This is a genomic window from Lacipirellula parvula, assembly GCF_009177095.1.
Taxonomy (GTDB): Bacteria; Planctomycetota; Planctomycetia; order Pirellulales; family Lacipirellulaceae; genus Lacipirellula; species Lacipirellula parvula.
Map to the genome: position 1 here is coordinate 321,409 of NZ_AP021861.1, position 21,129 is coordinate 342,537.

17 protein-coding genes are annotated in these 21,129 nt (G+C 63.6%); 10 read left to right on the plus strand and 7 right to left on the minus strand.

All coding sequences use genetic code 11. From position 1 onward, the window contains the following. The first annotated feature begins 128 nt into the window (after nucleotides 1–128). Both PLANPX_RS01185 and PLANPX_RS01190 read left to right on the plus strand, forming a co-directional pair. Nucleotides 129–2,306 carry a hypothetical protein gene (locus tag PLANPX_RS01185; protein ID WP_152096958.1) on the plus strand — a complete coding sequence of 726 codons (2,178 nt, stop codon included), beginning with the start codon at nucleotides 129–131 and terminating at the stop codon, nucleotides 2,304–2,306. A gap of 132 nt (nucleotides 2,307–2,438) precedes the next feature. Beyond that, complete coding sequence (locus PLANPX_RS01190; protein ID WP_152096959.1) at nucleotides 2,439–3,032, plus strand: hypothetical protein; 594 nt, start codon at nucleotides 2,439–2,441, stop codon at nucleotides 3,030–3,032. A 27-nt stretch (nucleotides 3,033–3,059) separates the two neighbouring features. On the opposite strand, the gene floA is transcribed toward PLANPX_RS01190, so the two are convergent. Beyond that, a complete protein-coding gene (floA, locus tag PLANPX_RS01195) occupies nucleotides 3,060–4,010 on the minus strand; it encodes a flotillin-like protein FloA (RefSeq protein WP_232536452.1) in 951 nt (316 codons plus the stop codon). 318 nt (nucleotides 4,011–4,328) lie between these two features. Here floA and PLANPX_RS01200 point away from each other — a divergent pair, with 318 nt between their 5' ends. Both PLANPX_RS01200 and PLANPX_RS01205 read left to right on the plus strand, forming a co-directional pair. After that, a complete protein-coding gene (locus PLANPX_RS01200) occupies nucleotides 4,329–4,916 on the plus strand; it encodes a YceI family protein (protein ID WP_172991785.1) in 588 nt (195 codons plus the stop codon). Between the two features lie 120 nt (nucleotides 4,917–5,036). After that, nucleotides 5,037–5,987 (plus strand): hypothetical protein, encoded by a 951-nt coding sequence (locus PLANPX_RS01205; protein ID WP_152096962.1) that lies wholly within the window; start codon nucleotides 5,037–5,039, stop codon nucleotides 5,985–5,987. Nucleotides 5,988–6,166: 179 nt separating this feature from the next. On the opposite strand, the gene mnmA is transcribed toward PLANPX_RS01205, so the two are convergent. After that, entirely contained in the window at nucleotides 6,167–7,375 is a 1,209-nt protein-coding gene (gene mnmA / locus PLANPX_RS01210; protein WP_152096963.1) for a tRNA 2-thiouridine(34) synthase MnmA, read from the minus strand. 97 nt (nucleotides 7,376–7,472) lie between these two features. On the opposite strand from mnmA, the gene prfB reads away from it, so the two are divergent. After that, a protein-coding gene (gene prfB, locus PLANPX_RS01215) for a peptide chain release factor 2 (protein ID WP_338034250.1) occupies nucleotides 7,473–8,589 on the plus strand; the annotation gives its coding sequence in 2 pieces (ribosomal slippage) (nucleotides 7,473–7,541 and nucleotides 7,543–8,589; 1,116 coding nt in all). Nucleotides 8,590–8,719: 130 nt separating this feature from the next. Continuing rightward, nucleotides 8,720–9,283 (plus strand): hypothetical protein, encoded by a 564-nt coding sequence (locus PLANPX_RS01220; RefSeq protein ID WP_152096965.1) that lies wholly within the window; start codon nucleotides 8,720–8,722, stop codon nucleotides 9,281–9,283. Nucleotides 9,284–9,289: 6 nt separating this feature from the next. Here the strand turns inward: PLANPX_RS01220 and PLANPX_RS01225 are convergent, their stop codons facing one another. After that, the gene (locus PLANPX_RS01225) at nucleotides 9,290–10,081 is read right to left on the minus strand and encodes a 3-keto-disaccharide hydrolase (RefSeq protein ID WP_152096966.1); all 792 of its coding nucleotides are present in this window, start codon (nucleotides 10,079–10,081) and stop codon (nucleotides 9,290–9,292) included. Nucleotides 10,082–10,291: 210 nt separating this feature from the next. Between PLANPX_RS01225 and PLANPX_RS27620 the strand changes: the two genes are divergently transcribed. The 3 genes from PLANPX_RS27620 to PLANPX_RS01240 all read left to right on the plus strand — a co-directional run bounded on the left by PLANPX_RS27620 (nucleotide 10,292) and on the right by PLANPX_RS01240 (nucleotide 13,678). Continuing rightward, a complete protein-coding gene (locus PLANPX_RS27620; protein ID WP_152096967.1) occupies nucleotides 10,292–10,921 on the plus strand; it encodes a hypothetical protein in 630 nt (209 codons plus the stop codon). A gap of 114 nt (nucleotides 10,922–11,035) precedes the next feature. Then, nucleotides 11,036–12,271: a hypothetical protein gene (locus PLANPX_RS01235; protein ID WP_152096968.1), complete on the plus strand. Its 1,236-nt coding sequence runs from the start codon at nucleotides 11,036–11,038 to the stop codon at nucleotides 12,269–12,271. A gap of 432 nt (nucleotides 12,272–12,703) precedes the next feature. After that, nucleotides 12,704–13,678, plus strand: coding sequence for a DUF1559 domain-containing protein (locus tag PLANPX_RS01240; RefSeq protein WP_152096969.1), 975 nt, complete (start codon nucleotides 12,704–12,706; stop codon nucleotides 13,676–13,678). 94 nt (nucleotides 13,679–13,772) lie between these two features. Here the strand turns inward: PLANPX_RS01240 and fusA are convergent, their stop codons facing one another. Further along, complete coding sequence (fusA, locus tag PLANPX_RS01245; RefSeq protein ID WP_152096970.1) at nucleotides 13,773–15,869, minus strand: elongation factor G; 2,097 nt, start codon at nucleotides 15,867–15,869, stop codon at nucleotides 13,773–13,775. Nucleotides 15,870–16,280: 411 nt separating this feature from the next. On the opposite strand from fusA, the gene PLANPX_RS01250 reads away from it, so the two are divergent. Continuing rightward, a complete protein-coding gene (locus tag PLANPX_RS01250; RefSeq protein ID WP_152096971.1) occupies nucleotides 16,281–17,213 on the plus strand; it encodes a CAAX prenyl protease-related protein in 933 nt (310 codons plus the stop codon). A gap of 126 nt (nucleotides 17,214–17,339) precedes the next feature. Here PLANPX_RS01250 and PLANPX_RS01255 read toward each other — a convergent pair whose 3' ends face one another. The 3 genes from PLANPX_RS01255 to PLANPX_RS01265 all read right to left on the minus strand — a co-directional run bounded on the left by PLANPX_RS01255 (nucleotide 17,340) and on the right by PLANPX_RS01265 (nucleotide 21,040). Further along, nucleotides 17,340–18,896 (minus strand): tetratricopeptide repeat protein, encoded by a 1,557-nt coding sequence (locus tag PLANPX_RS01255; RefSeq protein ID WP_152096972.1) that lies wholly within the window; start codon nucleotides 18,894–18,896, stop codon nucleotides 17,340–17,342. 259 nt (nucleotides 18,897–19,155) lie between these two features. Next, nucleotides 19,156–20,565 carry a class II fumarate hydratase gene (locus PLANPX_RS01260; protein ID WP_152096973.1) on the minus strand — a complete coding sequence of 470 codons (1,410 nt, stop codon included), beginning with the start codon at nucleotides 20,563–20,565 and terminating at the stop codon, nucleotides 19,156–19,158. A gap of 103 nt (nucleotides 20,566–20,668) precedes the next feature. Continuing rightward, nucleotides 20,669–21,040, minus strand: a complete 372-nt coding sequence (locus PLANPX_RS01265; RefSeq protein ID WP_152096974.1) for a cupin domain-containing protein — start codon at nucleotides 21,038–21,040, stop codon at nucleotides 20,669–20,671. Nucleotides 21,041–21,129 lie beyond the last annotated feature (89 nt).

Here is a 21,129-nt window from a genome sequence, read left to right on the forward strand (position 1 = left end):
CCATGCTGGGACGCTCACTCCGGTAACCTACGGTCGAACGTTTGGCAGTCGAGGCAGCGAGGATTTCTGCCGATTTGCCGCATCTTTCCGGATTCAATCGGTCAGCCCCGCGGGGCGGAGTTCCAAGCATGTTGCGTCGTCTTGTCAGCCCGTTTCGTCGTTTTATTCCTGCGCCGGCCGTCGCCCTGCTGGTCGCCTTGCTGTCAGGCGGGACCGCTGTTGCTCAGGATTCGCCGGAGTTGACCGAAATCTACGGTCGGGGCGTCCACAACTACTTCGGCGGGCAGGTTTGGCTGGCGGACGATCAGTTCTCGCAGGTCATCGACGCCGGTTCGACCGACCCGCGTGTTTACTACTACCGAGCCCTGGCTCGCCTGCGGTCGGGACGTGAGGACGACGCGAAGCAAGACCTCGCAACGGGTGCCGCCTACGAAGCTCGCGATCCGGGCGCGACGTACACGATTGGCCAGGCGCTGAGCCGCATTCAGGGCTCCAATCGGCAGCTTGTCGAGAAGTACCGTCGTAGCGCTCGCATCAATCAAGCTCAGCAGAATCACGCGCTCACGCAAACTCGCTACGAGCAACTGAAGAGCCGCGAGCAACAGGTGCTGCGCACCGAGACGCCGGCCGACCTGAGCAAGCTTGCCGCGCCGCCAGCGGCGCCTGCCGCCACGGTTGCCGTGCCGGCTGTTTCGCCGCCGGCAGTTGCTACGCCTGCCGTGACGCCGCCAACCCCGCAACCGACGCTGGCCGCCGAACCGGCCGCTCCTGCAGCGGCGCCGGCTGAGACCGATCCGTTTAGCGCTCCTGCTGAAACTCCGGCCGTCTCGGCGACGCCGGCCGTTCCGGCTGAGGCAGCGGCGCCTGCGACGACGCCCGATCCGTTCGCGGAATCGACGACCGAGCCCGCGATGCATGCGAGCGAACCCGCCGCTCCCGCCGCCGAGGCTGCCGACGATTTGTTCGGCGCCGAGCCGGCCAGCGAACCGGTGCTCGAAGCCCCGGCGACGGCCCCTGCGGAAGCCGCCGTCGCGCCCGCCGAGGAAGCCGATCCATTTGGCGCCGAGGCGCCCGCTGAAGCCGCTGCGGAAAAGGCAGCGGCCGAGGTTCCGGCAGTTACCTCCTCGGAGGTAGCCGACGGCTTGTTCGACGAACCGGCCGCTGCCGCGACCGGCGATGTCGAAGCTGCCGCGGAAACGAAGGCCGAGACCGCGGCTGAGGCGGATGCCTTCAGCACCGAATCGAGCGCGGAACTGGTTCCAGCCGGCCAAGCTGCCGAGCCGGTCGACGCTGACATGGCGACGGAAGCGGACGCTGCCCAAGCGACCGGCGGACTATTCCAAGAAGAGACCGCCGAAGACGGCGACGTTCAGGCGCAAGAAGATCCCTTCGCTGCGGAACCGGCGCTCGGCGTGCCTGCCGACGAAGCCCCGGGCGCGGCTGAAGCGCCGGCTGCGGAAGCCGCCGAACCGGCCGCTGAAGCGCCAGCCGCCGAGGCCGACATCTTTGGCGAAACGCCCACGGAGACGCCAGCTGAGGAAGCGGCCGAGCCTGCGGAAGCGGCGCCAGGCGATGCGGCTCCGGCTGCAGAAGCTGACCCCTTCGGCGAACCGACCGCGACTGAGGCCCCTGCCGCGACAGAAGCCGAGCCCACGGCTCCGGCAGCGGAAGACGATATCTTCGGCGAATCAGCCGCTACGGATGCCCCCGCGGCGACCGAGGCCGAACCGGCTGCTCCGGCTGCCGAGACCGATCCGTTCGGCGAACCGACGACAGAGCCGGCCGCTCCCGCCGATGCGGCCCCGGCTGATTCAACCCCGGCCGATGCGGCTCCTGCGGAATCGGCTCCGGCCGAGGCGGCAGAAGACGATCCGTTTGGTTCCGCCGCTCCGGCTGAGGCGCCTGCTGGAGAATCGGATCCGTTTGGCGAACCAACGTCGGAGCCCGCCGCTCCGGCTGATGCTGCCCCGGCTGAAGAAGCCCCGGCTGCCGATGCGGCTGAGGCCGATCCATTCGGCGATGGCGCCGCTCCTGCCGAGGAGTCGGATCCGTTCGCCACAGAGCCGGCTGCCGACGCCGCTCCTGCGGAAGGCGAAAAGCCCGCTGCCGAGAGCGACGCCCCCGCTGCAGACGCGGCGAGCGACGATCCCTTCGCCGATGCGGCGACGGACGAGCCAGCCGCCGAAGAACCGGCCGCTGACGAAGCCCCCGCCGAGGAATCGGCGGACGCGACCGAAGAGAAGCCGGCCGACGAAGCCAAAACGGAAGATGCTGCGGCTGAAGACGATCCTTTCAACGGTCTCTAAGAGACTGAAGTCGGCGACTCTGCCGGGTCGATTCGACTAGCACGACGTTCGAGCAAAGAGATCGATGCCCTCCTGGAGTTCCAGCGAAGCGCGCGTGTCGATCAGACCTGCGTGTGATTAGGAACTGAAGCGATGGATTCGGCTGGTTGTCGCGCAAGCTCGGTGGCCGCTCGCTGGAGTCGGCGAACGGTTGGTTGGGCTCTCATGCTCGCGATGGCGTTGTCGTTCGTCGGCTGCGAACGGCCCGCCAAGAAGCTCCCCGCCGTCCCCGTGTTGCCTGCCAGCAACACCGCCGAGGGGAAGCTGGCGCGCATCATGCAGCGGTTCGACGACGCGCTCGAGTCGGCCGAAGCGGCCGGCGGTTCCGGCGTTATCTCGGAGCGCCGCGCGTACTCGAAGCTGATTACGCCCGAAGATGGTTCGGAGCCGCGGGAAGCGATTATCTTTATCGAGACGAAACGCGCCCTCGCGCCGGTCACCTTGAATGCGGCGGCAAAGAGGAAGCTCGAGGAAGCGGCCAAGGCGGCCAATGAGGAATTGGCGGAAGGCGCTGCGAAGCCGTTCACGATGTCCGACACGCAGCAGATCGAAACCGCTGAATTCCCGATGGTCTACGACGGCGAAGCGTGGAAGCTCGCCAAGGAATTGCCGCCGCAGCCGGCAGGCGAGCCGATGAGCATCGAGAAAATTTTGTTCGATTACGCGCTCCATGCGAACGGAAAGTAGCGCGCTGCGAACAAAGGAGACGCGGCGTTAGCGGGAGCCGTTCGCCGCGGTCCGTTCCAGATTTCCTTGGCGGAAGGCGTCGGACATCGCTAGCGGCACTTCGGCCTGAGCGAGCAGCACGCCGGCGCGATTAGCCGCGACTTGGGCCTTCATTTCCTGCTCTAGAGCAATCGCGTTGGCCCGCCGTTGTTCAGCGAACGCTTGAGCCATTCGCGTGTCGGCCTCGGCCTGATCGGCCTGCAGGCGGGCGCCGATGTTCTCGCCGACGTCGATGTCGGCGATGTCGATCGAGACGATTTCGAACGCCGTGTGGGCGTCGAGGCCGCGCTGCAGCACCGCCTTCGAAATGCGGTCAGGGTTCTCCATCACTTCGAGGTGCGTCGCCGCGGAGCCAATAGACGTGATGATGCCTTCGCCGACGCGGGCGATGATCGTATCTTCGGTCGCTCCGCCGATGAGTTGGGCGAGATTCGTCCGCACGGTCACGCGGGCGCGAATCTTCAACTCGACGCCGTTGCGGGCGACCGCGCTCAGCGTCGTCCGCGGTGACTTCGCGGGATCTGGGCAGTCGATCACCTTTGGATAGACGCTCGTCCGCACCGCGTCGAGCACGTCGCGGCCGGCGAGGTCGATCGCCGCGGCGCGGTCGAAGTCGAGGTCGATGTCGGCCCGCTGGGCGGCGATGATCGCGTTGATGACCCGCGGCACGTCGCCGCCGGCGAGGTAGTGGGCTTCTAGCCGCTTGGTGGTGATGCCTGTTTCCGGATCGGTGCCGACGCCGGCCTGCATCGCCATGATCTTCGCGTCGACGATGGTGCCGGCATTCACCTGCCGCAGCTTCATGCCGATCAGTTCGAAGAAGCTCACCCGCGCATTGGACGTGTACGCGCGGAGCCACAGTCCCCCGAAGTTGAACATGACCGCCATCATCACCAGTGCAACAATGGCGATGAAAATGATGAAGGCGATTAGCCCCATTTGCGTGGGTTCGAGGTCCGCAAGCGTGAAAGGTGCAAAAGTCATGGTCGACCGCATCGCGTTACTGGACTGTGGAAGTATGAAACCTCGCCGCCATCATAGGCGATTCGCTGAGCGGTGAGAACACTTGCCGGTTCATTCGCAATTCTCTTAAGCCCTCGCAGGGCATGGACTTGCCGATGGCGTCGATCCTTGAGATTTGGAGTCTCGGACGCTTTTAGTGCCAGTGCGGAAGTTTCCATTCCTCGGCAGGCGCCTAGAATGACGGCGTCTGCCCCCGCGGCAGCCTATCACGCTGAACCAGTAGGAGAGTCTTTGATGTCCCGCACCGCCAAGCTTGCCCTCGCCTTTGTGTTGGCAATTGGTTCCCTCCACAGCCCCCTCCGCGCCGACGAATTCACCGTCGATCCCTCGCACACCTCGGTCATCTTCGGCATCAGCCATCTCGGCTACAGCTTCACCTACGGCCGCTTTAACAAAGTGAGCGGCGAATTCACGCTTGACCCAGCGAAGCCAGACGCCGCGTCGTTCACCCTTGCAATCGACGCTGCGAGCATCGACACCAACGATGCGAAGCGCGACGACCACCTGCGCGGTCCCGACTTCCTGAACACGGGCGAGTTCCCCGTCATCAGCTTTAAGAGCAACAAGGTCGTCGTCGAGAAAAAGGACGATGCGACGATCTACGTCGTTAGCGGCGAGCTCACGATGCACGGCGTCACGAAGCCGGTGACGCTCAACCTGCAGAAGCTCGGCGAAGGCCCCGGCCCGACCGGCCAAGGCTTCCACACCGGCTTCAACTGCCAAACGAAGCTCAACCGCAGCGAATGGGGCATGACGAAGATGGTTCCGCACATCGGCGACGAAGTCGCGGTGACCATCAGCCTCGAAGGCTCGCGCAAGTAGGCGGGCGTCGGTGGGGCTCCCAGTCCGACAGCCCCGCCGAGTTGCGTTTGCATTCTCACGATGCCGTAGGTCAGGCGTTCGCGTCTGACCTACGGCTTTCTTCGAATTGATTGGGTCGACATGCCCGGGTTGAAAGAGTTTTTGCTGGGCGGCATCGTGCCGATGATCGCCGCATTGGCGGCGTTCGCGTTTGCGTGGGTCGCCTCGCGACGAGCGTCGGTCGCGTGGCCGGTGGGCGTGATCGTCGGCTACCTCAGCGGGACGATCGCGCTCGAAGCGGGCACTGTCGGCGTCGCTGCGGCGCTGAAGAAACTTGGCTCGCCGCACGATGCGCACGAGTGGACTTGGATGTTGGCGTTCGCGGCGGCCATTCCAGCCATCGTCGCACCTTTTCTCGGCGAACGCCGCGGCTGGCGTTGGCTCTTGATCGTGCCGCTCGTGGCCGGCGTGCCTCTGTGGTTGATGTGGCGGAGCAAGTATCTGCCGAGCGCTGCGGACCGTGCGACTGGCTTCATGACGCAGGCGTGGAGCGTCGGCGAAGCGATCTTGATTCTCGGCGCTGTGGCAGCGGCGATGCTGCTGGTCTGGCGGTTGTGGGAAGCGAACGAACCGAGCGATCAGCCGCGAACTCGCGGGTTTCTCGTTGCAGTGGCTCTCTCCTGCGCGGCTGCCGTGGCGGGGATGAGCGGATCGTTTGTCTACGCCTACGTGATCGGCATTGTCGCTGCCTCGGTTGGCGGCTGTTTCTTTGCCGCGCTCGCGTGCCGCGCGAACGTGGGGCCGGAATATGCGGCTGGCCCGATCGTTCTCCTCTCCGGCTCGCTGTTGATGCTTGCTACCTTGATCTCGGATCTCAAACCGCTGCATGCCGCTGGGCTGTGGATCGCGATCGCCTTGGCGTCGTCGCGGCTTCCTGGCAAGCCTGCGAGCGAGCGGGGGCGGATCGTACTGCGGTCCGTGCTCTGCTTATTGCCGCTCGTCGCCGTGGCAGGGCATGCGGGGTGCAAGTTTGCAGAGAGCCAGCGACAGCTGCAGGAAGAAGCGGAGTCGAATCCGTATATGAATTTGTGAGTGGAAGGTGAGTGGGTGAGTAGGTGTTTAAGTGAGGAGGTGTGGGATTAGCGGACAAGCTGCTTGATCTTGCGAAATAGCCCTGGGCAAGCTTGCCCAGGGCTAGTGATGGATGCGACGTCGCCACTCTCGCATTTACTTACTCACATAAACACTTACTCACCTAAATACTTCTTTCCTCACTCAATCCACCCGCCGCCGAGCACTCGCTCGCCGTCGTAGCAGACGACCGCTTGTCCCGGCGCGACGCCGAATTGCGGTTCGTCGAAGCGGACGCTCAGTCGGCCATCATCGAGCAGCACCATGTCGCCCCACGCCGGCGCGGCGTTGTAGCGAATCTGCACCAAGCCTCGCGATGGCACGCTGCCCGCCTCTACGAGCCAGTTGCAATCCTTCGCGGTGAGTTCGCTGCGGCCGAGTTCGGTCCGATCGCCGAGCACAACGCGTCGCGTCTCGCGTTCGATCCGCACGACGAACTTCGGTTCGCCGAGCGCGATGCCGAGCCCTTTCCGTTGACCCACCGTAAAACCTTCGATGCCGTCGTGCTGGCCGACGACTTCGCCGGAGGTGAGCACGAATTCGCCCCCCTGCTCTGCCGCATCGGCGACGCCGCGGCGAGCCTGACGGTCCTTAATGAACTCGTGGTAATGGCCCTGCGTGACGAAGCAGATCTCTTGGCTATCTTTCTTCGTCGCGACGTTCAGGCCGATCGTGCCGGCGAGGCGACGGATCTCCGGTTTCTCGAACTCGCCGACCGGCAGCAGCATGCGATCGAGATGGCGGCGCTCGATGCCGAACAGCACGTACGACTGGTCCTTCGAATCGTCGACGCCGCGAAGGAGCGTCGCCTCGCCGGCGGCGCTCCGACCCATGCGGGCGTAGTGACCCGTGGCGACGAACTCGGCGTCGACGCTGTCGGCGTAGTCGAACAGCTTGCCGAACTTGATCCAGTTGTTGCACTGGACGCAGGGGTTCGGCGTGCGACCGGCGGCGTACTCGTCGACGAAGTAGTCGATGATGCGGCTGAACTCGGCGTCGAGGTTCAATGCGTAGAACGGGATCGCGAGCCGATCGGCGACGCGGCGGGCATCCTCGGCGTCGGAAGCGGTGCAGCAGCCCTGCTTGTGATCGAGCCGATTGACGACCGGCAGCGCCGCGAGCCGGGGCGTCTCGCCCCCGGCGTTTTGTCTTGGATTCTTTGAGCTCGCGGAATGCGCCGGGGTCGGGACGACCCGGCTCGCTGTGGGTTCATCGATCGCACACGCCACCGGCGAGGCTTGCCCGTGGCGCATGAAGACGCCGATCACCTCGTGCCCCTGCTCTAGCAGCAGATGGGCCGCGACGCTTGAATCGACTCCTCCGGACATTGCCAGGACCACGCGTGCCATCCCTCAAGTCTAGGCCCCCTCGTGCCCTGCGTCGACGTGCCGTAGAATAGCGGGCTCGAACCCCGTTTCCGCCCTCTCCCGAGGTCTCGCAACAATGTTGGACAGCCAGTGGTATGACCGCGCCGAAGCGATCCGCCAGACGATTGTCCAGCTGCGGGACTCTCTTTGACTGTGCGACGAAGCATTCGCGCATTCTCGAAATCGACGGCGAGATGGCCTCGCCCGACTTCTGGGACAACCAGGAGAAGGCTCAAGAACGCGTCGCCGAGCGTAAGGGGCTCATCGGCATCGTGAAGCCGCTCGACGAGGCGCTCAAGTCGAGCGACGACCTCGCCGCGATGATCGAGATGGCTGAGGAAGACGAGTCGTTCGCCGCCGAGGTGCCGCCCGAGGTCGAGCGGATCGAGGCGCTGCTTGAAGATCTCAAGTTGAAGGCGCTGCTCAACGGCCGCTACGACGCCGCGGGCGCCATCCTGACGATCAACGCTCGCGACGGCGGCACCGACGCCAACGACTGGGCCGAGATGCTGCTCCGCATGTACCTCATGTGGGCCGAGAAGAACGACTACGCCGTCGAGCTGATCGACCGCCACGACAACGAAGAGGCGGGCATTAACCACGCTTCGGTCGCCATCCGCGGACCGATGGCCTACGGCTACCTCAAGGGCGAGACGGGCATGCACCGCCTGGTGCGGATCAGCCCGTTCAACAGCGAAGGCAAGCGGCAAACAAGCTTTGCCGCAGTCGACGTTTCCCCGGAGATCTCCGACTCGGTCGAGATCGAGATCAACCCGAACGACATCCGCGAAGATACGTTCCGCGCGAGCGGCGCCGGCGGTCAGCACGTTAACAAAACTTCAAGCGCCATTCGCCTAACCCACTTCCCGACCGGCATCGTCGTGCAGTGCCAGAGCGAGCGGTCGCAGCACAAGAACCGCGCGACCGCCTGGAAGATGCTGCGAGCCCGTATGGCTCGGATGGAAGAAGAGAAGCGCGAAGCGGCCGAAGCGGCGAAGTATCAACAACAGGCGAAGACGGGCTTCGGCTCGCAGATTCGCAACTACTTCCTGCATCCTGATCAACGGGTGAAGGATGCCCGGACGAAGTATGGGCAAGGGAACTTCCACGCGGTGATGGATGGCGATATCCAGGGCTTCCTCGACGCGGTGCTCCGCTGGCGCGCGGGGCAGCCGGTGGAAGAGGATGACGATTGATCGTCTCTCTTGCTCAACTCGGCTTCATTAATGTCTCACGCAAAGGCGCGAAGGCGCAAAGGAAGTCGCAGAGGGGATCGAGTATTTCTTTGCGCCTTCGCGCCTTTGCGTGAGATCTTTCGAAATTCAAATGGCTGACGAATCGCCGAATGCGTTCATTGAATCTCTCGCCGTCGACGGACGCCGGTTGCGCGTGGAGTTTTTGCAGTTGGGCGATCGCATTGGGCATCGCGTCTTGGCCGTACATGCCGATGGGAGCAAGGCGGTGCTGCTCGCTTCGCAGGAATTAGCCAGCGGCGAAGAATCGCCGGAGGCGCCGGCGCTGCAGTCGGTGCATGTGCAGCCGTTGGTGGATCGCGCGGGGGAGTTGGCCGCGCTCGTCGGCATGTCGGGGGCGAATCACTGGTCGTTTATTGTGGAGCCCGATGCCGAGGCGAAGGCGCCGCGTTTGATCTTTGACGCGGCGTGTCGGATCAAACGCGCAGGGCTTGTGCGGATGGTGAGCCGTTATGCGCGGGCCGCTGAAGCGGTGCGCGCCGAGCGCTTTCGGTTTGAGCTACTGCCGCTCAGCGATCAGTCGATCGCGCCGCGGATTGAAGAGAGCGACGCCGAGATCGCGATCATCCGCGAGATCACGCCCGGCGACGTAGCGCCAACGACCGTGCGTTGGCGCTACGCCATCGAGCTGGTTTGATGACGACTAGCTCGCCTTCTTCACCGGCGTTTCCTTGTCGCCGTTGCGGATGAACGGCTCTTTGACTTGCTTCCCTTCGGCCGGCTTCGTTTCGCGGATCCAGATGTTGCGGAACCGTACCGGGTTGCCGTGGTCTTGCAGGCGGATCGGTTGCTTCACGTCGTGCTTCGCGTACTTCGGCGGTTCGTTGAACGGCGTGTTGCCGAGCAGTTGGAAGTGGTTCTGCGCGACGACGCCGTTGTGCAGCACCGTGATGTATGCCGGCGATTCGAGGGCGCCGTCGTCCTTGAACCGCGGGGCAGTCCAAATGATGTCGTAAACGTTCCAATCGCCGGGGGCCTTCATCGCGTTGGCCATCGGGGGCGTTTGCTTGTAGATCGCCGCGGCCTGGCCGTCGAAGTAGGTCTTCGCTTTGTACGAGTCGAGCACCTGTAGTTCGTAGGGGCCGAAGAAGACGCCGCTGTTGCCGCGGCCTTGGCCTTCGCCAACCGCCGGGGTCGGGGCCGACCATTCGATGTGGAGCTGGCAGTCGCCGAAGGTGTCCTTCGATTCGATCATTTGCTTGCCGACGACCATGGCGCCGTCTTCAACCTTCCACGACTCGGCGCCCTTCCAGGCGGAGAGGTCTTTGCCGTCGAAGAGGATGACGGCGTCGGAGGGCGCCGCGCCGCACTTTTCGCCGGGGGTGACGACGGGCGGTTCCTGCCACTCGATGCCGTTGAGGTATTCCTGGGCGGGGGCGGCCGACGCGGCGAGCGACAGCAGCATGGCAAGAGTGGCGGATGCACGCTTCGACATGACGATTCCTCGTGGATTCGGTGGGTGACGAGTGCCTGGGTGGCTGGGGACTGATTATGGATCGAGGCCGCGGCGGGGGCAATGAAGGGGGATTGCTCGCTTGAACGGCGGTCGGCTTTCGGGGAGAATCACGGGACCGCGGCATGGCGACGGCCGCGGACGCTTTTCTGCAGTCGCCTCGGCGGTCACCAGTTCTTGCGGAGCGTGCGGATGGCGACGTTCACTGAATCTGTCGAAGCGCTTAAGCATCAGTACACCGACAAGTACGTCGTCGTCGACCCGGGACGCCCCGAGCTGGCGCGGTTCCAGCACTACGTCGGGCAGGTCAAGACGGTGAACATGAGTGGCCGAGCGCTCGTCGAGTTCCTCGACTACCACCTGAATATCGGGTGGTTCGATATCGACTTGAGCGCGCTGACGGTGGTCGACAAGCCGACCGCGGAGTCGAAGGCCCAGGCGGAAACGAAACGGGCCGCTGCGGCGCCGGCCGCGAAGCCTGCCGCCGCTGATGCGGGCGGGAAGAAGCTCTCGCCGCTAGAGATGGCCCGCCAGCAAGGCGCCCAGAAGCCTGCCGGGGCTGCTCCTGCTGCAAAGCCGGCGGGCGGCGCGAAGGCGTCGGTGGCCGACATCCTGGCCGCGGCCCGCGCGGGAGCGAAGCCTGCCGCTGCCGCGGCTCCGGTGGAAGCGGCGGCCCCTGCTCCGCCCAAGGCGGCTGCTCCGAAGCCGGCTGCGGCGCCAGCGTCGGCTGCCGGCGGGATTGTGCGGATCGATAAGTCGGGCATGAGCGTCGACCAGATGCTTGCGTACTGCCGTGAGCATGATGCCGGGCGTGCGGGATGACCTCGCGTTTATCGCAGGGCGGCAATGTGGCTGCCGTCTGAGCGAATCACTTCCGAGTGCTTTTGTGAACTGCTCCGGCGGGTCGTTGACCCGCGGCTACTTTGAGGAACTTCCATGCGTGCGTTCGTTGTCGGGCTGATTGCGTGCGGTTTGATGGTCGCGAGCGCTGGCGTATCGCGGGCGATTGAGGTTTCCTCGTTCGAGCCATTGCTGCGAGACGGGAAGTGGGCCGAGGCCGAGAAGCAACTTGCGGGCGCCGTCGCCGCTGATGCGAAGGATGACAACGCCCGGTTTGCTTTGGGCACGGTGCAGGCGCTGCGGGCGTTCGAGGGACTTCTGCAGGGGCTGTACCGTTACGGGCTCGACCCCGAGTGGACGACCAACCTGCCGTTCGTGCGGTTGCCGATTCCGCCGAACCCCAAGCCGACGCCAATGACGAACGCCGACTTCCGCAAGCTCATCAGCGACTTCTCTGCTGGGCTCGCGAAGGCCGAGAAGACGCTGGCGCCGATCAAGTCGGCCGACGTGAAGCTGCCGCTCGCGATCGGTTCGTACCGCATCGATTTCAACGGTGACGGCAAGGCGGATGAATCGGAGTCGTTCTGGGGAATCTTCGCCGAGGTCGTTGGCGCGCCGATCGCCGAGGAAGAGGCCAAGGGCTTCGTCATCGCATTCGACGCGGGCGACGTCCATTGGCTCCGCGGCTACTGCCACGTGCTGCAGGCGTTCTGCGATTTCTTCCTCGCGCACGATTCGCAGAAGCTGCACGACTACACGGCTCCCTTCTTTTTCCCGACCGCCAAGACCTCTTTCCCGTCGCTCCCGCGGGAGTCCGAATCACGCGGCGGGTTTGACTTTAGTGAAATTCTGGACGGCGTGGCGTTCGTTCACCTCATCCAGTTGCCGGTAATCGAACCTGAGCGGTTGAAGTCGTCGCATGCTCACTTGCTCGAGATGATTGCGCAAAGCCGGTTGATGTGGACGGCGATCTTGGCGGAAACCGACGACGATCGCGAATGGATCCCGAACCCCACGCAGCAGAACGCCGCGCTACCCGGAGTCGCCGTTTCGCCAGATATGATTCACAGTTGGCACATCGTGCTCGACGAATGCGAAGCGATCCTTGAGGGGAAGAAACTTATCACGTTCTGGCGCCCCGCCAATGGTCGGGGCGTCAATCTCAAGCAGGTCTTTTTTAAGCCGCAGGAATTCGATTTGGTCCTGTGGGTCCAAGGGAGCGCGGCGATTCCGTATCTGGAAGACGGGCCAATCACCAGCGCCGAAATGTGGAGCGAGGTCCAGCAAGTCTTCGGCGGGCAGCTGGGACTCTTTGCGGTCTGGTTTAACTAAGCCAGCTCACTTGGTTCATGCGGCAGCTGTCGTTTGACGCGACGCGGTTCAATGCGTTGTCCTGTCGTGTCGCATGTGTCGTGTTTTACATTTTAGGCGACACTACGCGAGTTGCGTGGTTGCTAAGTCGTTGGGTGGCAGTCGGTTACGTGCTGTCGTGCGACTGTCGTTGGCCGGACAGTCAATCTGGGATCGCGTCAGACCGGGAGGATTCGCTGAGTTCAAAGAACTCCGGCTGAGTTGAACGTCTCTGTGCATAACGGCGCGCACGAAACCTCTGCGTTAGACCTCAGCCTAGCGACTTCTGTGGCCGATTTCAGCAAGAAAGTTTGCGGATTTGAGCTTCGCCGCGCGTGGCCGTAAAGCGGATCTTGACGGCTTGTGACGTGCACGCCCCCGGTTTGAAGAACCGGGGGCTAATGAGGTGCTTGGATGAAGTTTCGGTTGGGGACGATGGCGTACGCGTTCGCGCTGCTGGCGGCGGGGATGGCGGCGTTTGGCGCGTGGGGGATTGTTCGTGCCGTGGGCGTGATGTGGTTCTGGCTATGGACTAGCGGCGGGAGGCCTCGACGTCGGCCGATGCTGTGGGGCCTCGGGGCGGTCTGCATTGTGGGAGCGACTCAACTGCTGTTGCCGACGGCGACGCCTGCCGCCTACCACGCCGTGCAACGACAACTGTGCCTCGTGAATCTCAAGTTCTGGGCGGCCGGTATCAGCGAGTACGAATCGGCCAACGGGACTTTGCCGCCCGTCGCACTGCGCGACCCCGCGGGGAAGCCTCTTCATAGCTGGCGCACGCTAGTCTTGCCCTATCTGGACTTGAAGGGATTGTACGGCAAGTTTGATTTGCGGCTGCCATGGGACGATTCGGCCAACGCGACAGCCGCGCAGACTCTGCTTGAATTCCAGCAATGTCCGGCCGATCATCAGCACGGGCCGGCGACGAGTTACTTTGCCGTCGTTGGGCCAAGGACGGCGTGGCCGGCGGATGGGAAGCGAAAGATCGATGAAATCACCGACGGGGCTTCCAACACGATTCTCCTGATGGAAGCGCCGGGGCGAAGCGTCGATTGGGCCGAACCTCGCGATCTGTCATTTGACGAAGCGGTCGACGTCCTCACGGGCCAGGGCCTGCGTGCGGGCAGCCATGACGTTGACGTCTACAATCTCATCTTCGTGGTCTACGCGGACGGCCGGCTCGGATCGTTGTCGGCGCCGCTGTCCAGGGAATTAGCGACCGCGCTGCTGACCATCGACGGGGGCGAAGCAATTGACAAGGCGGAACTTGTGAAGGCAGAGCCGCGGAAGATGAGTGTGGAGTTTTTGTGGGGATTGTCGGCGTTTGTTGCGTTGGCGCTGTGGCCGGGCGTTTGCGTTTGGCGGGGCGTGAGAACGCCAACGGTTTGAAGAACCGAGGGTTAAGGGGATTTACGACGCGCATAAAGAAAGCCGCGGGGATGAACCCCGCGGCTCGCTTTTCGTTTGAAGTTGCAACTTCGCATTAAGCGGGCTGCAGTTCGGCCTTGCGTTCGGCGATGATGTCTTGCTGCAGGTTGCCCGGCACGGGGGCGTACTTGCAAAGTTCCATCGTGAACGTTCCCTGGCCTTGGGTCATCGACCGCAGGTCGGTCGAGTAACCGAAGGTTTGGGCCAGCGGGACCTCGGCGATGATTTTGCACATCTTGCCTTGGGTCTCGGTGCTGGTGACCATGCCGCGGCGGCTGCTGACGTTGCCGACGACGCTTCCTTGGAAGGAGTCGGGGCATTCGATTTCGACGAGCATGATCGGCTCGAGGAGAGCCGGCTTCATCTTGCCGAACTCTTCGCGGAGCAGTTCTTGCGCGGTGAGCATGAACGCCATGTCGGAGCTGTCGACGTCGTGGTACTTGCCGTCGTTCAGTTCGAACTTCAGGTTCACCACCGGGAAGCCGGCGAGCGGGCCCTTCACGAGCATGTTCCGCACGCCCTTTTCAATGGCGGGGATGAAGTTCTTCGGGATGCGACCGCCGACGACCTTGTCGAGGAACATGAATTCGGCGCCAGCTTCAGCGCGTTCTTCGTCGGTCATCGGGCCCATGGTGCCCATGATGCAGCCGTACTGACCCGAACCGCCCGTTTGCTTCTTGCGGGTGTGGTTGAAGTTGTAGGGGACCGTGGGGGCCTCGCGGTAGCTGACCTTGGGGGCGCCGACTTCGACTTCGACGCGGTATTCGCGGCGAATGCGTTCGACGTAAATTTCCAAGTGGAGCTCGCCCATGCCGGCGATGACCGTTTCGCTCGTTTCTTCGTCGGTGAAGACGTTGAACGTCGGGTCTTCCTTGCGGAAGCGCTGCAGGGCCTTCGAGAGGCGATCGATGCCTTCGCGGGTGAGCGGGTTGATCGACATCTTGATGACCGGTTCGGCGACGAACATGTTTTCGAGCGTCGCGTAGCCCGACTCGGGGGCGTAGGTATCGCCCGAGGCGCAGTCGAGGCCCATGATGGCGACGATGTCGCCAGCTTCGGCTTGGTCGATGTCTTCGCGCTTATCGCTATGCATCTTCACGATCCGGCTGAAGCGATCCTTCTTGCCGGTGCGTTGGTTGATGTACATTTCGCCCTTCTTGGCCGTGCCTTGGTAGACGCGGGTGAAGGTGAGCTGGCCGAACTCGTCGTCCATGATCTTGAACGCCATGCCGACGAATGGCTTGGTCGCGTCGCTTTCAAGGTTGATGCGTTCGGTGGGGTTCTTCGGGTCGATCGCGGTGTACTTGCGATCGAGCGGGCTGGGGAGGTAGCGCGTGACCGCGTCGATCAGCAGTTGGACGCCCTTGTTCTTATAGGCGGAGCCCAAGTAGACCGGGGTGAAACCCTGGTTGATCGTGGCGTCGCGGATGATCTTGTGGATCAGCTTCTCGGTGACTTCGCCTTCGCTGAGGAGGAGCTCCATCAGCTCGTCGCTGTACATCGAGAGGGCTTCGAGCATGTGGGTGCGCGCTTCGGCGGCTTCCTCGGCCAGTTCGGCGGGAATCGCTTCCACGCGGATCTTTTCGCCGTTCGAGCCGTCGAAGTAGTAGGCCTTCATCGTGATGAGGTCGACGACGCCGTTGAACTCGTCTTCACGGCCGACGGGGATCTGCATCATCACGGCGTCGGCGCCGAGTTTCTCGCGGACTTGCTTGGTGACGCTTTCCGGATTGGCGCCGGTGCGGTCCATCTTGTTGATGAACGCGAGGCGCGGCACGTTGTAGCGCTTCATCTGGCGATCGACGGTCATCGACTGCGACTGGACGCCGCCGACCGAGCAGAGCACGAGGACGGCGCCGTCGAGAACGCGGAGCGAGCGCTCCACTTCGACGGTGAAGTCGACGTGGCCGGGGGTGTCGATCAGGTTGATGTTGTGGCCTTCCCACTTGAGGCTGGTGGCGGCGGAGGTGATCGTGATGCCGCGCTCTTTTTCCAGCTCCATGAAGTCCATGGTGGCGCCGTCGCCGCCGCCGCGGACGTCTTCGATCTTATGGATACGTCCGGCATAGAACAGGATGCGCTCGCTGAGCGTTGTCTTGCCCGAGTCGATGTGAGCGGAGATGCCGATGTTGCGTACTTTGCGAAGGTCCATAGTCGAGGCGCCGGTGAAGGCAGTAAAGTAGAGTTGTCGGGTTCGGTTCCTTCGACCGCGTGCGCAGTGCGACGCGGGTGGAGCCGCTGTTGGTTTGGCCCACGGCGGTGACAGGTCGCCGAGGGCACGAACGATCAAGAGCCGGGAGAGGCTGCCAGATAGCTTCTCCCGTCCGGGGCGGGGACGATCCTACATTTTTACGAAGTGGGGTCGGTGCGACTAGTCCCCGCGGGGTGGTTTTTGCCGGTTTTCGGGGCTGGACGCGGTGGCTGCCGCAGGTCGCGGGAAACGGCGTCAGATTAAGCCAACGGGGCACAATCGCAAAGATCGATTTTGACTACACTGGGCGTTGAGGCGGCCTGCGGAAAATGGGCCGCAGGGCTCTTATCTCGTTGCGGGAACACGATTTCCATGGAAGCACCGGTCAGCGACAACATCCCGGAATCGAAGCGGTGGCTGTTCGAGGGGGACGCCCCGCCGCTGCCGCGCGGAATCTGGGGCCGCTGGCCTGCCATCACGTTCGTGCTGCCGTTCGTGGTTTACATGCTGATTGGCATGCTCGAGCCGGGGCCGCCCAAGCAGTTCCAACTCCCGAAGCCGGGCGAGACCCCCAAGCTGGGAAAAACGGGCGAGCCGATCGGCATCCCCGGCAGCGACGGCCGACGGCACGACGCCGATGGACACGTGATCGGCGACGACGTCGAGCTCAATGACAAGGGCTACACGCAGATTCCCTACACCTACTATCCCCGAATTTACACCATCAAGATCATCGCGACCGTCGTGACGATGCTGCTGGTGTTGCCGGGGTATTTGAGCTTCCCGCTGAAATTGAATTGGATCTCGATCCTCGTAGGCGCCGTCGGCGCCGTGCTGTGGATTGGGATCTGCAAGCTCCATTTGGAGCAGAAGTTGCTCGTGCCAATTGGGCTCGGGAGCGTACTGGGGCTGGGCGAGCGAACTGCCTACAACCCGCTGGAGAAACTGGCGAGCGACCCGACCTGGGCTTACCAGTTCCTGGCGATCCGGCTATTCGGGCTCGCGATCATCGTGCCGATCATCGAAGAGTTCTTCACCCGCGGGTTCTTGATCCGCTTTGTGATGGACGTCGACTGGTTCAAGATCCCGTTTGGTCGCGTCGACAAGCTGGGGCTGATCACCTCGGTGGCGTTCCCGATGTTGATGCATCCGGGCGAACTGTTCGCCGCGTTCGTCTGGTTCAGCTTGATTACGTGGCTGATGATCCGGACGAAGAACATCTGGGATTGCGTCGCCGCGCACGCCGTGACCAACGGCATGTTGGGAGCGTGGGTGCTGTGGTCGGGCGATTGGTGGTTGATGTAGCGGGAGGGGGATCGAGAGGGGGATCGGTGACTGGTGATCGGTGATCGGTGATCCGTGATCGGGAAATGCCAGTCGTGCACTGCCTCCCACCGATAACCGATCACGGATCCCCGATCACCTTCGCTGCTAGCCTTCCACGAAATCAGCCGTTTGCACGTCCGATACCGGTTCGGTGCGGAACGGTTGGCCCGCTTGGTACATCGCGCGGCGTTCTTCGTACGCCTCGCGAGCTTGCGGCGGAGCGATTTGAATCGCTTGGTTGATCGTGGCGACCGCTTCGCGATATTGGCCGGCATTGGCCTGAGCGGCGGCGAGCGTATCAAGTGCGGCACAGCGATCGCCGTAGCCGCATGCGAGAGCCTTTTGGGCTCCGGCGAGAGCGGCCTTCGCATCGCGGATCGTTTCGTCCGGACAGGTGGCGAGCAACCACGCGCCGTTGCGATAGGCGTGTTCAAACTGCGGATCGAGGTCGATTGCCTTCGCGTAGTCTTTCAGAGCGTCGGTATAGCGGCCGAGGTCGACGAGCAGGTCGCCGCGGCTACAGCAGACTTCCGCCGTGATTTCGGTTCCGGCCATCGCCCGATCGAGGTTCGCGAGGGCGTCGTCAAAGCGGCCGGTCATGTGGCAGAGGCGACCATAGCCGACGAGGGCTTGCGTGAGCTGCGGTTCGAGCCGTAAGGCCGACTCGTAATCGGAGACGGCGTTGTCGACGTCGCCGGCCTGCACGTAGAGCGTGGCGCGGTTCGAGTAGGCCTTCGCGAAGTTCGGATTGATCGCGATGCAGCGGCAGATGTCGTCGAACGCTTCGGCGAACTGCCCCGCTTGGGCGAGGCTGACGCCGCGGTTGTGGTAGGCCCGCCAGCAGTTGGCGTCGAACTCGATCGCGGCGCGGAAGTCGGCGAGCGCGAGGTCGAATTGCCCTTGGTCGGCGCGGGCTTGGCCGCGGCGGTTAAGGGCCCAAGCGGAAAGCTCGTGGCTGAACTTGCGATTTTCAGGATTCGAGTTGCCCCGCATCGAGGCGGCGCAATCGCGGATGATTTGCGAGTACTCGGCTTCGCTCTGAGCGGTGAGCGACAGCTGGTAAGAACTCACCAGCAGTTGTTCGGATGTTTGAGCCGACTGCGGCGTCGCTTGCGGCGTCGAGGAGGCGGCGTGCGACGGACGCGCGGGCTCGTCCTGGTCGGTGATCGCGACAAAGTCGTCGGCGCTCGGCTGGCGTTGCGGTTGCTGACGCACTGGCGAGTTCATGCCGCCGCGGCGATTCGATTGTCCGTTGAAAACTGGGCCGCGACGATGAGCGGCCGGCGTGACGGCAGCGTCGGCGAGCATCGTTTGCGACGCTGCGGCAGCCTCGGGCGTCATCGCCGGAGCAGCGACTGGCGCCAGCGGGGCCTGGCGGCCGCTGTTGGCGACGACCGATAGCGTCCCCTGAGCGGAAGGCGTCGGCTGAGCGGCAGGCGCGGGCGTCGCTACGACGACGGCGGGCTGGCTGTCGTCGGCGAAGACTACCAGATCGCTCGCGCCGGCGGCCTCGCCGGCCGGTTCTTGGAGTTCGACGCCTTCGTCGCTGACAAACGAGATGTTCGATTCGTCAGCGTAAGCGCCAGCGCCCGTGGCGACGACGCCCAGTGCTAGCAAAGCTCCGGCAACCCGGTTGAATCGAGTGGCGTTGTGAAATTCCATGTTCGGCCAGTCCGCGAAGAGTGCGACAGTTCGAGAAGCCCGAGCGAACCCAGGCGCGCTGTGCGCCGAGTTCGCGTTGAGTCTGTATCGGTCGCTGCGGAAAGTTGGCGTAATCGAATTTGCAAGAAAAACCGGAAGGAGCTGCGCAGCTTCGCTGGATTGCCGCGCGTGCTAGCAGCCGCCGGTCAACGACCGGCCGGAGCGGTGCTCGAATGGGGAATGCTGAATGCGGAATGGGGATCGTCGCAGAGCGATGACCTCAACCTGGCCGCGTCATGCTGTCGGGGTCGAGCAGGCGGTCGAGCTCCGCTGGTTCGATGAGCTTTTGCTCGCTGACCAACTGGCGGATCGTCTTGTTTTCTTTGAACGCCTGCTTCGCGAGCTTCGCACAGTTTTCGTAGCCGAGTACCGGCGCCAGGCTGGTGACCATCATCAGCGATTCGTCGATCAGCGATTTGCAGCGGTCTGCGTTTACTTGCAGGCCAGCCAGCAGCTTGTCGGTGAAGACGTTGGCGACGTTGGCGAGCAGCTTCACCGATTCCATGAAGGCGTCGATCATCACCGGCATGGCGACGTTCAGTTCGAACAGCGAACCGATGCCGCCGAGGGCCGAGGTGGTGACGACGGCGTCGTTGCCGATGACGCGACAGCAGACCATCATCATCGACTCGGCGATGACGGGGTTCACCTTACCCGGCATGATCGAGCTGCCGGGCTGCGTTTCGGGGAGCAGGAGTTCGAACAGGCCGCAGCGCGGGCCGCTGCCGAGCCAGCGGATGTCGTTGGCGATCTTCGTCATCGAGACGGCGATTGTCTTCAGCTCTGCATGGGCGGCGACGAACGAATCCTTGGCGCCTTGGGCCTCGCAGTGGTTTTCAGCTTCCTTAAAGTTGACGCCCAGCTGTTTGGTGAGCGCGGCGCAAACGCGTTTGGCGAACTCCGGATGCGTGTTGATGCCGGTGCCGACGGCGGTGCCGCCGATCGGCATGTTCTCTTCCAACGCGGCCAAGGCGCGGCCGGCGCGGGCGACGGCGTATTGAGCCTGCGCGGCGTAGCCGGCGAAGACTTGGCCAACGCGGATTGGCGTCGCGTCCATCAGGTGGGTGCGGCCGATCTTGACGATCTCGTCCCACTCCTTGCCCTTCGCTTCGAGGTCGTTAGCGAAGCGGGTGAGCGCGGGGATGAGCTTATCCTTGATCTGCACGGCGCCGGCGATGTGCATCGCGGCGGGGAAGGTGTCGTTCGACGACTGCCCCATGTTGACGTGATCGTTCGGGTGGATGGCGCCCTTCTCGTTCTTGGCGCCGAGGCCGATGCCGCGGTGATCGTTCGCGAGGTTCGCGATCACTTCGTTGGCGTTCATGTTGGTCGAGGTGCCGGAGCCGGTCTGGTAGATGTCGACTGGGAAGTGCTTGTCGTGCTTGCCAGCAGCGACTTCGAGCGAAGCGGCGACGATCGACTCGGTGATCTTCGCGTCGAGCTTGCCGAGTTCCTGGTTGGCTTGCGCGCAGGCGGCCTTGAGGTAACCGAAGGCGTGGATCACCGTGGCGGGAACCGGTTCGAGCGCGACGGGGAAGTTGTCGACCGCCCGCGCGGTGGAGGCGCCGTAGAGGGCGTCGGCGGGGACTTGCATTTCGCCCATGGTGTCGCGTTCGGTGCGGAAAGACATGAGAGGACTCCGAGTTCGATTTATGATTTGGGATTTCTGATTTGTAAGATCGCGAAGACCGCGGGGATGAACCCCGCGGCTCGCATTTGATTGGGATGGTGCGCTAGGGCCAGTTGTCGACCATGACGGTGTCCGCGTGTTCGTAGGCGGGGGCGCAGCAGCAGAGGAAGCGTAGCGGTTCCTGGCTGATCGTGGTGATCTGGTGACGCAGGCCGGGCGGGATCGCGACCGCGTCGCCGGGGCCGACTTCGCGGACGTCGTCTTCGATCTGCATCCGGCCGCGGCCTTCGAGAAGGTAATAAATCTCTTCGGCCTGCGGGTGGTAATGGGGCGCCGTCGCTTCGCCGGGCGGGATGCGGGCTTCAGCGAGGCTCTGGTTGCGAATGGCCGAGTTGCGGTGGGCCAGCAGTTCGCGGATTTCAGAGCCGTCCTTGGTGGTAAACGGCGGGGCTTTGGCGAGGTTGATCACGTCCATGCGCGTATTGTGGCGCGCGTGGGTGGCGGCGCGGAAGGGGTAGGCTGGGACTTCGCGTGGTCACGCGGGCTGGAAACCGCAATAATGGG

What these genes read in the sequence shown, in the direction of transcription:
- PLANPX_RS01185 (WP_152096958.1), top strand. Translation starts at nt 129, where the DNA reads ATGTTGCGTCGTCTTGTCAGCCCGTTTCGTCGTTTTATTCCTGCGCCG.
- PLANPX_RS01190 (WP_152096959.1), top strand. Translation starts at nt 2,439, where the DNA reads ATGGATTCGGCTGGTTGTCGCGCAAGCTCGGTGGCCGCTCGCTGGAGT.
- floA (WP_232536452.1), bottom strand. Translation starts at nt 4,010, where the DNA reads ATGGGGCTAATCGCCTTCATCATTTTCATCGCCATTGTTGCACTGGTG.
- PLANPX_RS01200 (WP_172991785.1), top strand. Translation starts at nt 4,329, where the DNA reads ATGTCCCGCACCGCCAAGCTTGCCCTCGCCTTTGTGTTGGCAATTGGT.
- PLANPX_RS01205 (WP_152096962.1), top strand. Translation starts at nt 5,037, where the DNA reads ATGCCCGGGTTGAAAGAGTTTTTGCTGGGCGGCATCGTGCCGATGATC.
- mnmA (WP_152096963.1), bottom strand. Translation starts at nt 7,375, where the DNA reads ATGGCACGCGTGGTCCTGGCAATGTCCGGAGGAGTCGATTCAAGCGTC.
- PLANPX_RS01220 (WP_152096965.1), top strand. Translation starts at nt 8,720, where the DNA reads ATGGCTGACGAATCGCCGAATGCGTTCATTGAATCTCTCGCCGTCGAC.
- PLANPX_RS01225 (WP_152096966.1), bottom strand. Translation starts at nt 10,081, where the DNA reads ATGTCGAAGCGTGCATCCGCCACTCTTGCCATGCTGCTGTCGCTCGCC.
- PLANPX_RS27620 (WP_152096967.1), top strand. Translation starts at nt 10,292, where the DNA reads ATGGCGACGTTCACTGAATCTGTCGAAGCGCTTAAGCATCAGTACACC.
- PLANPX_RS01235 (WP_152096968.1), top strand. Translation starts at nt 11,036, where the DNA reads ATGCGTGCGTTCGTTGTCGGGCTGATTGCGTGCGGTTTGATGGTCGCG.
- PLANPX_RS01240 (WP_152096969.1), top strand. Translation starts at nt 12,704, where the DNA reads ATGAAGTTTCGGTTGGGGACGATGGCGTACGCGTTCGCGCTGCTGGCG.
- fusA (WP_152096970.1), bottom strand. Translation starts at nt 15,869, where the DNA reads ATGGACCTTCGCAAAGTACGCAACATCGGCATCTCCGCTCACATCGAC.
- PLANPX_RS01250 (WP_152096971.1), top strand. Translation starts at nt 16,281, where the DNA reads ATGGAAGCACCGGTCAGCGACAACATCCCGGAATCGAAGCGGTGGCTG.
- PLANPX_RS01255 (WP_152096972.1), bottom strand. Translation starts at nt 18,896, where the DNA reads ATGGAATTTCACAACGCCACTCGATTCAACCGGGTTGCCGGAGCTTTG.
- PLANPX_RS01260 (WP_152096973.1), bottom strand. Translation starts at nt 20,565, where the DNA reads ATGTCTTTCCGCACCGAACGCGACACCATGGGCGAAATGCAAGTCCCC.
- PLANPX_RS01265 (WP_152096974.1), bottom strand. Translation starts at nt 21,040, where the DNA reads ATGGACGTGATCAACCTCGCCAAAGCCCCGCCGTTTACCACCAAGGAC.